Genomic DNA, 13,757 nt, shown 5'->3' with positions numbered 1-13,757 from the left:
CGCCCGCAGGCCTCAGAGACCGAGCTCGCTGAGGCCCGGATGGTCGTCGGGCCGCCGCCCCTTGTTCTCTTCCGTGCACGGCCAGCGGAACCTGCGGTCGGCCTCGGTGATGCGGACGTCGTTGATGCTGGCTTCGCGGCGGCGCATCAGGCCTTCGGCATCGAATTCCCACTGCTCGTTGCCATGGCTGCGGTACCACTGGCCGCTGTCGTCGTGCCATTCATAGGCGAAGCGCACGGCGATGCGGTGATCCGTGAAGGCCCAGACCTCCTTGACCAGGCGGTAATCCAGCTCGCGCTGCCATTTGCGCGTGAGAAACTCCTCGATCAGGCCGCGCCCGGAGAAGAATTCCGCCCGGTTACGCCAGCGGCTGTCTTCCGTATAGGCCAGAGCCACCCGGGCCGGGTCGCGGCTGTTCCAGGCATCCTCGGCCATGCGCGCCTTGCGGGCGGCGGTCTCGGCATCGAAAGGCGGCAGGGGCGGTCGGGTCATCGGGTGTCTCCTTGCCCGACTATTGTACCCTTCGGTACAATAGCTCATCCGATGCACCGCGCAAGAGGGCGGCCGGTGCTTACCATCCGGTGCCTTCTGGCCAGCCGCCACGGACCGCCCTAGCTGCCACGGGGACCGACAAAGATGGAACCGGCAGAGGAGACGGCGATGACCGCAGCGGTGAACGATCCGGGTTATGCGGCGGTGGCCGCGGTGCTGGGCGAGTATTTCGACGGGCTGTATTACTGTGACACGGCACGGCTTGGCCGCGTCTTCCATCCCCAGGCCCGCTATGCCTGTGCCACCGATGGCAGTCTGCTGCATCTGGGCATGGGGGAGTATTTCCCCATCGTGGAAAAGCGCGAACCGCCGGCCAGCCGCAACGAGACCCGGCGGGACCGCATCGTTGAAATCCGCTTCGCCGGCCCGGTGACGGCCTTCGCCCATGTGGAATGCGCCATAGGACCGAAATTCTTCAACGATTTCCTGACGTTGATAAAGATCGACGGGCGCTGGCAGATCATTTCCAAGGTCTTCCACTACGACCTGACGGACGACGCCTGACAGACGGACGCCGGGGGGCTTGTCGCGGTGCAATTTCCCGCTTGAAAGCCGGCAAATCCGGGCCTAGTTTCCGCCTCGCCTGCCGGGCACGGCCTGCCGGGCACCAACATAGTCCTCGTGTTTTCCAGGTTCCGCCGGGTGCCGACCTGCCGGACAGAGAGAAAGAAGGTACGTCATGACCTACAAGGTCGCCGTCGTCGGCGCCACCGGTGTGGTGGGCCGCGAAATGCTCAACATCCTCCACGAACGCAACTTCCCGGTCTCGGAAGTCGTCGCCCTGGCCTCCCGCCGCTCGGTCGGCAAGGACGCCCATTTCGGCGACCGGAAGATCAAAGTGAAGGCGCTGGAGGATTTCGATTTCACCGGCACCGACATCGCGCTGTTCTCGGCCGGCGGTGCCACCGCGAAGGAATGGGCGCCGCGCGTGGCCGCCCAGGGCGCGGTGGTGATCGACAATTCCAGCCAGTGGCGCATGGATCCCGATGTGCCGCTGATCGTGCCGGAAGTGAATCCGGACGCGCTGGCCGGCTTCCGCAAGAAGGGCATCATCGCCAACCCGAACTGCTCGACCGCACAGCTCGTCGTCGCCCTGAAGCCTCTGCATGACCGCGCCACCATCAAGCGTGTCGTCGTTTCGACCTACCAGTCCGTCTCGGGCGCCGGCAACGACGGCGTCACCGAGCTGGAGCGCCAGACCAAGGCGATCTTCGTCAACGACCCGGTCGAGAAGCAGAAGTTCACCAAGCAGATCGCCTTCAACGTCATCCCGCATATCGATGTCTTCCTCGACGACGGCTACACCAAGGAAGAATGGAAGATGACGGCCGAAACCAAGAAGATCCTCGACCCGAAGATCAGGCTGACGGCCACCTGCGTGCGCGTGCCGGTCTTCATCGGTCATTCCGAAGCCGTGAACATCGAGTTCGAGCAGCCGCTGTCGGCCGAGGAGGCCCGCGAGATTCTCTCGGTCGCGCCGGGCGTGCAGGTGATGGACCGTCGCGAGCCCGGCGGCTACATCACGCCGCTGGAATGCGCCGGCGACTATGCCACCTTCGTGTCGCGCATCCGCGAGGACTTCACCGTCGAGAACGGCCTCGCGCTGTGGGTGGTTTCCGACAATCTGCGCAAGGGCGCGGCACTGAACGCGGTGCAGATCGCCGAAGAGTTGGTCTCGCAGCATCTGCTGCGCAAGCAGGCAGCCTGACGATCCGCCCACTGACCAACTCTCGGCAACGGGCGCCGGTCCAACCGGCGCCCGCTTTGTTTACCGCTTGCTCATCGCTGCCGCCGCAGACTGAAACACCATGACAGCCTTTGCCCTGCCCGATTCGGCCCATCCGGTGATGCGGGACGCCCATGCCTACTGGCACGGCATCGCGCCGGCAGCCGGGCTGCTGCCGGGCCGCCAGCATGTCGATCCGACGGCGATTCCCCGTCTGCTGCCCCATGTCTGGCTGATGGAAGTGCATCCGCCGGCCCCCGGCGGACAGATTCCGCGATTCCGCTTCCGGCTGGTTGGCAGCCATGTCGACCTCGGCTTCGGCGAGGCCAAGACCGGCCGCTGGCTGGACGAGTTCGAGCCGGAATTCAACAGCGATGCCGCGATGAACGGCGCCTGGGTCGCCTGCGTCCGGCACGCCACGCCGGCCTATCGCCGCGGCCGGCCGCGCTTCCGCTTCAACCACAATGCCGTCGAGCTTGAGCGGATGATCCTGCCGCTGGCGGCGAATGGCCACGATGTCGACATGCTGTTCGGCACCACCATCTTCTACGACGAGCGCGGCGAGGTGCTGCAGGAGATGCTGTAGGCTGCCGGCCAGGGCAGTTCAGCGCACGCGCTCGATATCCGGCAGATGGTCCGGGCTGCTGAACGCCTCCTGCGCCACGGCCATGCGCATTTCCGGCAGCCGGTTCTCCAATGCATCGCGCAGCATCGCATAGGTCCCGGCCATCGCGAACAGCAGGGCCTTTTTCGGCGTGCGCCCCTTGAGAATACGGGCGAGAAACAATGCCGCGAAGAGGTCGCCGGCCCCTTTCGGCAGGTCCTTGCCGAGATTCGGCACGCCGCAGAGCCAGGCGCCCTGGTCATTGACCAGCAGGGCCTCCAGCATGCCCCGGCCACCGTCGCGCCGGTGCAGGGTGGTGGCAATCACGGTGCGCGGCCCGCGGGCGCGCAGCTCGTCGCAGGCGGCCATGGCCCCGGGCAGGTCCTCGACCTTGCGCCCGACCAGATATTCCAGCTCGAAACCGTTTGGCGTGGCGATGTCGGCCTGCGGCAGCAGGTGGTCGCGGATGAAAGGCGGCAGGGCATCCTGTACATAGAGGCCGGTGTCGCTGTCGCCCATGACGGGATCGCAGAGGAAGACCGCATTCGGGTTGGCCGCCTTCACCGCCTGGGCCGCACGGCCGGCAGCCTCCGCGGTGCGCGGGTTGCCGAGCCAGCCGAGCAGCACGGCATCAATCTGCCGCCATTCCGGCCGCGTCTGCAGCGCGGCAATCCAGGCATCGATCTCGGCCGGTTCCGAGGGGCGCATCGCCGGCGGGCCATAGGAAGGATTGAAGGCCAGCACGGCCGCCGGCAGCGCCCAGGTTTCGATCCCCTGCCGCTGCAGCGGAAAGACACCGGCATTGTTGCCGACATGGCCGAAGATCACCTGGCTCTGGATGGCTAGCACACGCATGGCCGTTCGATCCGCGCTATAGTCATTAGACGAACAATTCGTGACGCGGGGGAAACCTTGCCATGCCCCGGGCCCCGTTTATAGTGGCGCCGACCACAATTATTGCATCGCAACATTCCGAGGTGTCCGATGGCCATGACCGCCCGTCCCCGCCGCAGCGTGCTGTATATGCCGGGTTCGAATGCCCGGGCGCTGGAAAAGGCGAAGACCTTGGCGGCCGATGCCCTGATCCTCGATCTTGAGGATGCCGTCGCCCCGGATGCGAAGGCGCTGGCCCGCGACCAGGTCTGTGCGGCGGTGCAGGCCGGTGGCTATGGCGGCCGCGAACTGATCATCCGCAGCAACGGTCTCGACACCCCCTGGGGCCGCGACGACATCATCGCCGCCGCCAAGGCCGGGCCCGATGCCGTGCTGCTGCCCAAGGTGGAGACGGCCGCCCAGGTGCAGGAGGCCGAGGCCCTTCTGAAGCAGCATGGCGCGCCGGAAAAGACCGCGATCTGGTGCATGATGGAAACGCCGAAGGGCATCCTGCACGCGGAAGCCATTGCCGCCGCCTCGCCGCGTCTGGGCGCCCTTGTGATGGGCACGTCCGATCTGGTGAAGGACCTGAACGCGCAGCATACGCCGCTGCGCCTGCCGGTGATCACGGCGCTCGGCCTCTGTCTGCTGGCGGCCCGCGCCTGGGGGCTGGCCATCCTCGATGGCGTACACCTCGACCTTGACGACGCGAGTGGCTTCGAGGCGGCCTGCCGTCAGGGCCTCGAACTCGGTTTTGACGGCAAAACCCTGATCCACCCGAAAACCATCGATACCGCCAACCGCGTCTTCGCGCCGACACCCGGCCAGGTTGCCTATGCCCTCAGGATCATTGCCGCCTTCGAGGGCGCGATGCAGGAAGGGAAGGCGGTGGTGCTGGTCGACGGCAAGCTGATCGAGAACCTGCATGTCGAGCAGGCAAAACGACTGGCGGCACTGGCGGCACAGATCGAAAAACTGCGGGCGGCGTGACAGTATACGCGGCACCCTCCTATCGCTGACGCGACGGACCCGTCCCTCTCCGCGAGGCAGGGACAGACGATAGGGGTGAGTGCTTTGTTGGGAGATTCGGGCATGAGCGACAAGACCAATCCGGGCAATTTCTTCGAGGATTTCCGCCTCGACCAGGAAATCCGCCACGCCACACCGCGCACCGTTACGCCCGGCGACGTTGCCCTCTATCAGGCGCTCTATGGCGGGCGGTTCCCGGTGCAGTCGGCAGACAGCTTCGCCCACAAGCTTGGTTTCCGGCAGGCGCCGGTCGACGACCTGCTGGCCTTCCACATCGTCTTCGGCAAAACCGTGCCGGACATCTCGCTGAACGCGGTCGCCAATCTCGGCTATGCCGAATGCCGCTGGATGGCGCCGGTCTTTCCCGGCGAAACCATCCACACGGTATCGCGGGTGATCGGCCTGAAGGAAAACTCGAACAGGAAAACCGGCGTCGTCTATGTGCACAGCCAGGGCTACAAGGACGGCAACGAGCTGGTGGTCGACTATATCCGCTGGGTGATGGTCAGAAAGCGCGACGAGAATGCGCCCGCCCCGGCCGAACGGGTCCCGACTTTCAACGCGATCGTCGCTCCCGAACGCCTGCGCACCCCGCCAGGGGCCGATTTCGCCCATTACGACTGGGTCCTGGCCGGCAGCCCGCATGGCTGGGAGGATTATGCCACCGGCGAGAAGATTGACCATGTCGACGGCTTCACCATCGAGGAAGCCGAGCACATGCTGGCCACCCGGCTGTACCAGAACACCGCCAAGGTACATTTCGACCAGTTCCGTCAGACTCAGATGAGCCAGGACCAGGAGAAACCGGGTCGCCGTCTGGTCTATGGCGGCCACGTGATCAGCCTGGCCCGGTCGATCAGCTTCAACGGCCTCGCCAATGCCGCCTTCGTGGTCGCGATCAATGGCGGCCGTCACGTCAATCCGACCGCCGCCGGCAACACGATCTATGCCTGGTCGGAGGTGCTGGACAAGGCCGAGCTGGAAGACCGCACCGATGCCGGGGTATTGCGCATCCGCACCGTGGCCCTGAAGGACCAGCCGGCGGCCGGGTTTCCCGACAAGGACACCACCGGGAAATACCCCGACAGCGTGGTGCTGGACCTCGATTACTGGGTGCTGATGCCGCGGCGCGAAAAGCGGCGGGGCTGACGGCCGGCGCGGCACACCCCTGATTGCGAACCGCTCGCAGGGCATTCCCCGCGGCACCCCGTCCGACGGTAAATTCCCTTGCAGCGGCGGGGCTTAGATCGTTAAAAACAGGACGCCCAATCGTTGACTACGCGGCCTCCGGGACTAGTATCGGGGCCGCTTTCGGGGCGCTGATCTGGCCCGGTATTCCATCGGTCCGCGGCGCGCCGTCCCCACTCGAAGGCGCATAGAAGATGGCGAACGTCGAACGACCGCTCTCCCCCCACCTCCAGATCTATCGCTGGCCGGTCACCATGGCCACGTCGATCCTGCACCGGGCAACCGGCATCGGTCTGTCGGCCGGCACCCTGCTGCTGGCCTGGTGGCTGCTGGCCGCCGCCGCCGGCCCCGACTATTACGCCTTCGTACAGATGGTGCTCGGCTCCTGGTTCGGCCGGCTGGTGCTGTTCGGCTTCACCTGGGCCCTGTTCTACCACATGTTGAGTGGCATCCGGCACCTGGTCTGGGATACCGGCCGCGGTTTCACCCTGCCGGTGGCCAACCGGTCCTCCTGGCTGGTGATCGGCGGCTCGGTCCTGCTGACCGTGATTGCCTGGATTCTCGCCTACGCCTGGAACTGAGGAAGCGCCCGATGAGCAACACGAAAGACTCGATGCGCAGTCCGCTGAAGAGCGTGCGCGGCCTCGGCTCGGCCAAGGAGGGCGTGCAGCACTGGTGGATGCAGCGCGTCACCGCGATTGCCCTGGTTCCGCTCGCGCTGGCCATGCTGGTTGCCCTGCTGAAACTAGCCGGTGCCGACCATGCCACCGTGGCCGCCGCCTTCCGCAACCCTCTGCTTGCCATCGTCGCCCTGCTGGCGGTGCTGGCCGTGTTCTGGCATCTGCGTCTCGGCCTGCAGGTGGTGATCGAGGATTACGTCCACACCGAGGGCACCAAGGTGGTTGCGCTGCTGGCCGTCACTTTCGCCGTCTTCGTGGTCGGCGGCATCGCCGCCCTCTCGGTGCTCAAGCTGTTCTTCGGAGCCTAACGCCATGACCGCCAGCTACCAGGTCCAGGACCACTATTACGATGTCGTCGTCGTCGGTGCCGGCGGCGCCGGCCTGCGCGCCACCATGGGCATGGCTGCGGCCGGCCTGAAGACCGCCTGCATCTCCAAGGTCTTCCCGACCCGCAGCCACACCGTTGCCGCCCAGGGCGGCATCTCGGCTTCGCTCGGCAACATGGGCGAGGATAACTGGCGCTGGCACATGTACGACACCGTGAAGGGGTCGGACTGGCTGGGCGACCAGGATGCGATCGAATACATGTGCCGCGAGGCGGTACCTGCCGTGCTCGAACTCGAGCATTTCGGCATGCCGTTCAGCCGCACGGCGGAAGGCAAGATCTACCAGCGCGCCTTCGGCGGCATGACCAAGAATTTCGGCGCCGAGCCGGCCCAGCGCACCTGCGCCGCCGCCGACCGCACCGGCCACGCGATGCTGCATACCCTGTACCAGCAGTCGCTGAAATTCGACACCGAGTTCTTCATCGAGTATTTCGCCCTCGACCTGATCATGGACGAGGACGGTGCCTGCCGCGGCGTCATGGCCTGGAACCTGGCCGATGGCAGCATCCACCGCTTCCGCGCCCATACGGTGGTCCTGGCCACCGGCGGTTATGGCCGCTCATATTTCTCCTGCACCTCCGCCCATACCTGCACCGGCGATGGCGGCGGCATGGTGCTGCGCGCCGGCCTGCCCCTGCAGGACATGGAATTCGTGCAGTTCCACCCGACCGGCATCTACGGCGCCGGCTGCCTGATCACCGAAGGCGCGCGCGGCGAAGGCGGCTATGTGGTGAATTCCGAAGGCGAGCGCTTCATGGAGCGTTATGCGCCGTCGGCCAAGGACCTGGCCTCGCGCGACGTGGTCAGCCGCGCGATGACCATGGAGATCCGAGAAGGCCGCGGCGTCGGCAAGAACAAGGACCACATCTTCCTGCATCTCGATCATCTTGACCCGAAAATCCTGCACGAACGCCTGCCCGGCATCTCGGAAAGCGCCAAGATTTTCGCCGGCGTCGACGTCACCAAGCAGCCGATCCCGGTGCTGCCGACCGTGCATTACAACATGGGCGGCATTCCGACCAATTATCACGGCGAGGTGCTGACCCTGAAGGACGGCAACCCCGACAGCGTGGTGCCCGGCCTGATGGCTGTCGGCGAGGCCGCCTGCGTCTCGGTGCACGGCGCCAACCGGCTCGGCTCGAATTCGCTGATCGATCTCGTGGTGTTCGGTCGCGCCGCAGCCATCCGCGCCGCCCAGGTCGTCGACAAGGGCGGCAAACACAAGGACATGCCGAAGGCCGGTGACGAGGCGCTGGCGCGGCTCGACCATTTCCGCAATGCCAAGGGCGACCAGCCGACCGCGAAGATTCGCGACAAGATGCAGCGGACCATGCAGAACAACTGCGCGGTCTATCGCACGGGCGACGTGCTGAAGGAAGGCGTCGGCCTGATCGACGAAGTTTACAAGCTGATGCCGGGGATCGACGTGGCCGACCGCTCGATGGTCTGGAATTCCGATCTGGTCGAGACGCTGGAACTGGACAATCTGATCCGTCAGGCCGTGGTGACCATGCATTCGGCTGAAAACCGCAAGGAAAGCCGCGGCGCCCATGCCCGCGAGGATTACCCCGAGCGTGATGACGGCGAATGGATGAAGCACACCCTGTCGTGGATGAACGACAAGGGCGGCGTTACCATCGACTACCGCCCGGTGCACACCTACACGATGACCAACGAGGTCTCGTATATCGAACCCAAGAAGCGCGTCTACTGAGAAGACAAGGATAGCTCCCCATGGCCGAGTTCGCGCTGCCGAAGAATTCGAAGATCACCGAGGGCAAGACCTGGTCGCTGCCGCCAGCGCAGCCAGGCGAGGAGCGCCGGATCAAGAAGTTCCGCGTCTACCGCTGGAACCAGGATGACGGCAAGACCCCGCAGATCGACACCTACGAAGTCGACATGAACGACTGCGGCCCGATGGTTCTCGATGCCCTGATCAAGATCAAGAACGAGATCGATCCGACACTCACTTTCCGGCGCTCCTGCCGCGAGGGCGTCTGCGGCTCCTGCGCGATGAATATCGACGGCGGCAACACGCTGGCCTGCACCAAGTCCTGCGAGGATGTCGACGGCGACGTGAAGATCTATCCGCTGCCGCATATGCCGGTGGTGAAAGACCTGGTGCCGGACCTGACCAACTTCTACGCCCAGTATGCCTCCATCAAGCCATGGATGCAGACACAGAGCCCGGCGCCAGCACGCGAGCGCAAGCAGTCGCCGGAAGAGCGCAAGAAGCTGGACGGTCTCTACGAGTGCATCCTCTGCGCCTGCTGCTCGACCTCCTGCCCGAGCTACTGGTGGAATTCCGACCGTTACCTCGGCCCGGCCGTGCTGCTGCAGGCCTATCGCTGGATCGCCGACAGCCGCGACGAGATGACCGGCGAGCGTCTCGACAACCTGGAAGACCCGTTCCGGCTGTACCGCTGCCACACCATCATGAATTGTGCGCAGACCTGCCCGAAGGGCCTTAATCCGGCCCAGGCGATCGGTGAAATCAAGAAGCTGATGGTGGAACGCCGCGGCTAGTTCACGTTACACTGCCTGCGATTCGGTTTGGGCAGATGATGCAGGCTGCGGCCAGAATGGGCGATTTCACCCGCGGGGCTCCCGCGACCCTGACACGCGTTGGCGCGGAAAGACTGCGCGACATCCTGCGCGAGCATGAGGCCCATCTCGCCGGCAAGCCCGATGCGAAACCGGCCATCCTTGCCTTTACCGACCTGTCCGATGCCGATCTGACCGGGGTCAACCTGACCCTGGCCGACCTGACCGGCGCCCGGCTGCACCGTGCCCGGCTCGATGGCGCCCGGCTGTCGATGTCGAAATGTGGCGGGTCGGACTTCCGCAACGCCACCCTGGACGGGGCCGACCTGCGCTGGGCCGACCTGCGCGGCGCCTGCCTGCGGGCCGCCGGCCTGAACGATGCCAACCTGGCCGAATCGAATGGCGCCGAAGCCCTGACGCCAACCTATGATGGCGAAGGCAACATCAACAGCGACAGCATTCGCCGCGCCATCGACCTGTCCGGCGCCTCGGCGCAGCGTGCCGACCTGTCGGGCGCCCAGCTCGCCCGGGCTTTTGCCCTGCATGCCGATTTCGCCGATGCCAATCTGGGCGACAGCAACCTGTCCGGTGCCGACCTGCGCAAGGCGCAGCTGATGTCGGCCCGGCTGGAAAATGCCGATCTCAAGGCATCCGATTTTTCCGGCGCCAACCTGGCCGGCGCCTCGATGTCGGGCGCCAGCATCACCGGCGCCAATTTTGCCGGCGCCGACCTGCGTGGTGCCATCGTCGACGAAGCCGCCCGCAGCCTGCCGGAACTCGCAGCCGCCATCTTCGCCGCAGCCTCGCGCCATGCACCGGAGGATCTCGACGAAGTGCTGCGCCAGCATGAAATCTGGGTGCGCACGGAGGGCCAGGACGGCATCCGCGCCGATCTCAGCGATTTCGATTTCACCGGCCGCGACCTGCGGGGCGTCAACCTGATGGGGGCCCTGCTGGAGCGCGCCTGCCTGGTGCGCACCGTGCTGACCAATGCCAATCTCGCCCTCGCCCGTCTGAATTTCGCCGACCTGCGCGAAGCCGATCTGGGTCGTGCCAATCTGCGCGGCGCCAGCTTTGCGCGCGCCACGCTGGACGGGGCCGACCTGTCCGGCGCCAACCTGTCGGCGATCCGCGACGATGGCCAGAATGCCCGCACCGCACGCACCAACCTCGGTGCCGCCAAGCTGAAAAAGGCCCTGCTGGTTACTGCCAATCTCGACGGCGCCAGCCTGGTTGGCGCCGATCTGCGCGAAGCCGATCTGCGCGAGGCGGTCCTCACCGGCGCCGACCTGACTGACGGTCGCTTCGAGGGCGCCAATCTTCTCGGCGCCCAGCTGACCGGCGCCCGCATCGACCGCGCCCGCGACCTGCTGCTGCCGAATTAAGCCGGCTTCTGCTCCGGGCCCGGGCCGGCATGCGGCAGGGCCCGGTATTCTTCGCTCTGCATCTCGTTCAGCCGCGACACGCAGCGCTGAAACTCGAAGGCCCCGTCGCCTTCCGGATACAGCGTCTCCGGCGGCGCCGCCGCGGTTGCCATCAGCTTCACCTTCGCCTCGTATAATGCATCGACCAGCGTCACGAAGCGCTTCGCCTCATTGCGGCTGGCCGGACCGAGGGTCGGGATACCATCGATCATCACCGTGTGATAGGTGCCCGCGACGGCAAGGAAATCCGCCGGGCCCAGCGGCTGAACGCAAAGATCGTCGAACGCAAACCGTGCCACGCCGCGCGCCTGCCGCGGCACCTGGAGCTTGCGCCCGAGCAGCTCGATCTCGGCTGGCGCGCCGTCTGCATCGTCGGTCAGCAAGGCGAAGGCACGGTCCAGCGATGCCGTTGCCGCCGCCCCCAGCGGACTGAACCAGACCTTCTCGCGACTCAGGCGCTGCAGGCGATAGTCACGGCTGGCGGCAAGATGCAGCACATCCAGCTTGTCCTTGAACAGGGCGATGAACGGCTCGAACAGGGGCCGGTTCAGACCGCCCTGGTACAGCGCATCAGGCGCCCGGTTCGAGGTTGCGACCACGACGACGCCGCGGTCGAACAGCTTCTCGAAAAGCCGGCCCAGGATCATCGCATCAGCGACGTCGGTCACCTGCAGCTCATCGAAACAGAGCAGCCATGCGGCTTCGGCAATCTTTTTCGCGACCGGCCGGATTGGGTCGTCGCCACCCCGCTTCTTTTCCGGGTCGTCCTCGGCCAGCTTGCGATAGCGGAAGATCTCAGCATGCACTTCTTGCATGAAGGCATGGAAATGCACCCGGCGTTTCCGCCCGACGGGGGCGGCCTCGAAGAACAGGTCCATCAGCATCGATTTGCCGCGACCGACATCGCCGTAGACATAGAGGCCCTGCGGCACCGGCTCGCGCTTGCGCCCGAAGCTGAGTTTCTGCAGCCAGGTATCTTCGCCACCCGGTCGGTACTGCACCAGACGCCGGCTCAGCAGTTCCAGCTTTTCGGCAGCCAGTTCCTGGGCCGGGTCTTCCGCCAGCTCGCCAGCGGCTAGTTTCTGTCGGTAGGTCTCGAGAACGCTCATACGGGCAGATTTTGGCTTCCGCGGAAATGCAACGGGCGGCAGGTTACCCTGCCGCCCGCTTTCTGCATACCGTCGCCGGTCACATCCCTGCCGGTCACTTCATCGTCGGCATGATGAACTCTGCGCCCGAGCGGATTCCGGTCGGCCAGCGCGAGGTGACGGTCTTGACCTTGGTATAGAAACGCACACCCTCGGGGCCATGCTGGTTCATGTCGCCGAAGGCCGAGCGCTTCCAGCCGCCGAAGCTGTGGAATGCCAGCGGCACCGGGATCGGCACGTTGATGCCAACCATGCCGACCTGCACCTTGGCGGCGAAGTCACGGGCGGCATCGCCGTCGCGGGTGAAGATGGCGACGCCGTTGCCGTATTCATGCTCGGTCGGCAGCCGCGCGGCTTCCTCGAAATTTTCGGTGCGCACGACCGACAGGACCGGGCCGAAAATCTCTTCCTTGTAAATCCGCATGTCGGATGTCACGTTGTCGAACAGGCAGCCACCGAGGAAAAACCCGTTCTCGTAGCCCTGCAGCTTCATGCCGCGGCCATCCACCACCAGCTTGGCGCCTTCCTTCACGCCGGTATCGACATAGCCACGCACCTTGGCCAGATGCTCGGCGGTCACCAGCGGACCCATCTCGCTGTCCTTGTCGGTGGCGGGGCCGACCTTCAGCGCGCGCACCCGCGGCGCCAGCGCCTCGACCAGCTTGTCGGCAGTGGCCTTGCCGACCGGCACGGCCACCGAGACAGCCATGCAGCGCTCGCCGGCCGAGCCGTAGCCGGCACCCATCAGCGCATCGACGGCCTGGTCCATGTCTGCATCGGGCATGATGATCATGTGGTTCTTGGCGCCGCCCATCGCCTGGACGCGCTTGCCATGCGCGGCGGCGGTGGCATAGACATACTGGGCAATCGGCGTCGAGCCGACGAAGCTGACGGCCTGGATGCGTGGATCGGTCAGCAGGGTATCGACCGATTCCTTGTCGCCGATCACGCAGTTCAGCACACCGGCCGGCGCCCCGGCCTCCAGCATCAGTTCGGCCAGCCGCAGCGGGCAGGACGGGTCCTTCTCGGAAGGCTTCAGGATGAAGGTGTTGCCGGCGGCGATGGCGACGGCGAACATCCACATCGGCACCATGGCCGGAAAGTTGAACGGGGTAATGCCGGCGACCACGCCAAGCGGCTGGCGCATCGAGTAGACGTCGATACCGCGCGCCACGCTGTCGGAATATTCGCCCTTCAGCAGATGCGGGATGCCGCAGGCGAATTCCACCACCTCGAGGCCGCGCTGCAGCGAGCCCTTGGCATCCGAGACCACCTTGCCATGCTCGTTCGAGATCAGCAGCGCCAGTTCGTCGGCATGCTTCTCGCACAGCTCCTTGAACTTGAACATGACACGCGCCCGCACCAGCGGTGAGGTTGCGCTCCATTCGGCGAATGCACGCTGGCTGTCGGCAATCGCCGCCTCGACCTCGGCCTTCGTCGCCAGCGGCGACCGGGCGCTGACTTCGCCGGTGGTCGGATTGTAGACATCCAGGAACCGGCCGGACTTGCCGGCTACCTGCTTGCCGCCGATGAAATGATGCAGCTCTTTCGCCATTACGCACTCCTGCGGGAAATTGACCACTCGGTCAGGATTGTCGCCTTG

14 protein-coding genes are annotated in these 13,757 nt (G+C 65.5%); 10 read left to right on the top strand and 4 right to left on the bottom strand.

The features are described from left to right. Positions 1 to 12 precede the first annotated feature (12 nt). Positions 13 to 492, bottom strand: coding sequence for a DUF1348 family protein (locus ACEQZY_RS00820; protein WP_370151621.1), 480 nt, complete (start codon positions 490 to 492; stop codon positions 13 to 15). Between the two features lie 168 nt (positions 493 to 660). Between ACEQZY_RS00820 and ACEQZY_RS00815 the strand changes: the two genes are divergently transcribed. From ACEQZY_RS00815 to ACEQZY_RS00805, 3 genes are all read left to right on the top strand, one after another. Then, positions 661 to 1,056 (top strand): nuclear transport factor 2 family protein, encoded by a 396-nt coding sequence (locus tag ACEQZY_RS00815; protein ID WP_341702303.1) that lies wholly within the window; start codon positions 661 to 663, stop codon positions 1,054 to 1,056. 175 nt (positions 1,057 to 1,231) lie between these two features. Beyond that, the gene (locus tag ACEQZY_RS00810) at positions 1,232 to 2,260 is read left to right on the top strand and encodes an aspartate-semialdehyde dehydrogenase (protein ID WP_370151619.1); all 1,029 of its coding nucleotides are present in this window, start codon (positions 1,232 to 1,234) and stop codon (positions 2,258 to 2,260) included. A 100-nt stretch (positions 2,261 to 2,360) separates the two neighbouring features. Continuing rightward, positions 2,361 to 2,864, top strand: a complete 504-nt coding sequence (locus ACEQZY_RS00805; RefSeq protein WP_341702305.1) for a PAS domain-containing protein — start codon at positions 2,361 to 2,363, stop codon at positions 2,862 to 2,864. A gap of 18 nt (positions 2,865 to 2,882) precedes the next feature. On the opposite strand, the gene pdxY is transcribed toward ACEQZY_RS00805, so the two are convergent. Continuing rightward, positions 2,883 to 3,737 (bottom strand): pyridoxal kinase, encoded by an 855-nt coding sequence (gene pdxY, locus ACEQZY_RS00800; protein WP_341702306.1) that lies wholly within the window; start codon positions 3,735 to 3,737, stop codon positions 2,883 to 2,885. Positions 3,738 to 3,866: 129 nt separating this feature from the next. On the opposite strand from pdxY, the gene ACEQZY_RS00795 reads away from it, so the two are divergent. The 7 genes from ACEQZY_RS00795 to ACEQZY_RS00765 all read left to right on the top strand — a co-directional run bounded on the left by ACEQZY_RS00795 (position 3,867) and on the right by ACEQZY_RS00765 (position 10,967). Beyond that, positions 3,867 to 4,745 (top strand): CoA ester lyase, encoded by an 879-nt coding sequence (locus ACEQZY_RS00795; RefSeq protein WP_341702307.1) that lies wholly within the window; start codon positions 3,867 to 3,869, stop codon positions 4,743 to 4,745. A gap of 102 nt (positions 4,746 to 4,847) precedes the next feature. Next, entirely contained in the window at positions 4,848 to 5,933 is a 1,086-nt protein-coding gene (locus tag ACEQZY_RS00790; RefSeq protein WP_341702308.1) for a MaoC family dehydratase, read from the top strand. 233 nt (positions 5,934 to 6,166) lie between these two features. Further along, the gene (sdhC, locus tag ACEQZY_RS00785; protein ID WP_341702309.1) at positions 6,167 to 6,553 is read left to right on the top strand and encodes a succinate dehydrogenase, cytochrome b556 subunit; all 387 of its coding nucleotides are present in this window, start codon (positions 6,167 to 6,169) and stop codon (positions 6,551 to 6,553) included. A gap of 11 nt (positions 6,554 to 6,564) precedes the next feature. After that, positions 6,565 to 6,960, top strand: coding sequence for a succinate dehydrogenase, hydrophobic membrane anchor protein (gene sdhD, locus ACEQZY_RS00780; RefSeq protein ID WP_341702310.1), 396 nt, complete (start codon positions 6,565 to 6,567; stop codon positions 6,958 to 6,960). Between the two features lie 4 nt (positions 6,961 to 6,964). Beyond that, complete coding sequence (sdhA, locus tag ACEQZY_RS00775; protein ID WP_370151615.1) at positions 6,965 to 8,752, top strand: succinate dehydrogenase flavoprotein subunit; 1,788 nt, start codon at positions 6,965 to 6,967, stop codon at positions 8,750 to 8,752. A gap of 20 nt (positions 8,753 to 8,772) precedes the next feature. Then, positions 8,773 to 9,564, top strand: a complete 792-nt coding sequence (locus ACEQZY_RS00770) for a succinate dehydrogenase iron-sulfur subunit (protein ID WP_341702313.1) — start codon at positions 8,773 to 8,775, stop codon at positions 9,562 to 9,564. A 56-nt stretch (positions 9,565 to 9,620) separates the two neighbouring features. Next, on the top strand, positions 9,621 to 10,967 hold the full coding sequence (locus ACEQZY_RS00765; protein ID WP_341702314.1) for a pentapeptide repeat-containing protein: 1,347 nt from the start codon (positions 9,621 to 9,623) through the stop codon (positions 10,965 to 10,967). Here the strand turns inward: ACEQZY_RS00765 and zapE are convergent. Together zapE and ACEQZY_RS00755 are read right to left on the bottom strand one after the other, a co-directional pair. Then, entirely contained in the window at positions 10,964 to 12,115 is a 1,152-nt protein-coding gene (gene zapE, locus ACEQZY_RS00760; protein ID WP_370151612.1) for a cell division protein ZapE, read from the bottom strand. The two genes, ACEQZY_RS00765 and zapE, sit on opposite strands and share 4 nt — an antisense overlap. Before the next feature lie 94 nt (positions 12,116 to 12,209). After that, positions 12,210 to 13,709, bottom strand: a complete 1,500-nt coding sequence (locus ACEQZY_RS00755; protein WP_370151610.1) for a CoA-acylating methylmalonate-semialdehyde dehydrogenase — start codon at positions 13,707 to 13,709, stop codon at positions 12,210 to 12,212. Positions 13,710 to 13,757 lie beyond the last annotated feature (48 nt).

Origin of the sequence: Ferrovibrio sp. (genome assembly GCF_964218355.1) — a bacterium.
Lineage (GTDB): Bacteria > Pseudomonadota > Alphaproteobacteria > Ferrovibrionales > Ferrovibrionaceae > Ferrovibrio.
Note: the sequence above shows the minus strand (reverse complement) of the source record. Positions and strands in the feature narration are given on the sequence as shown.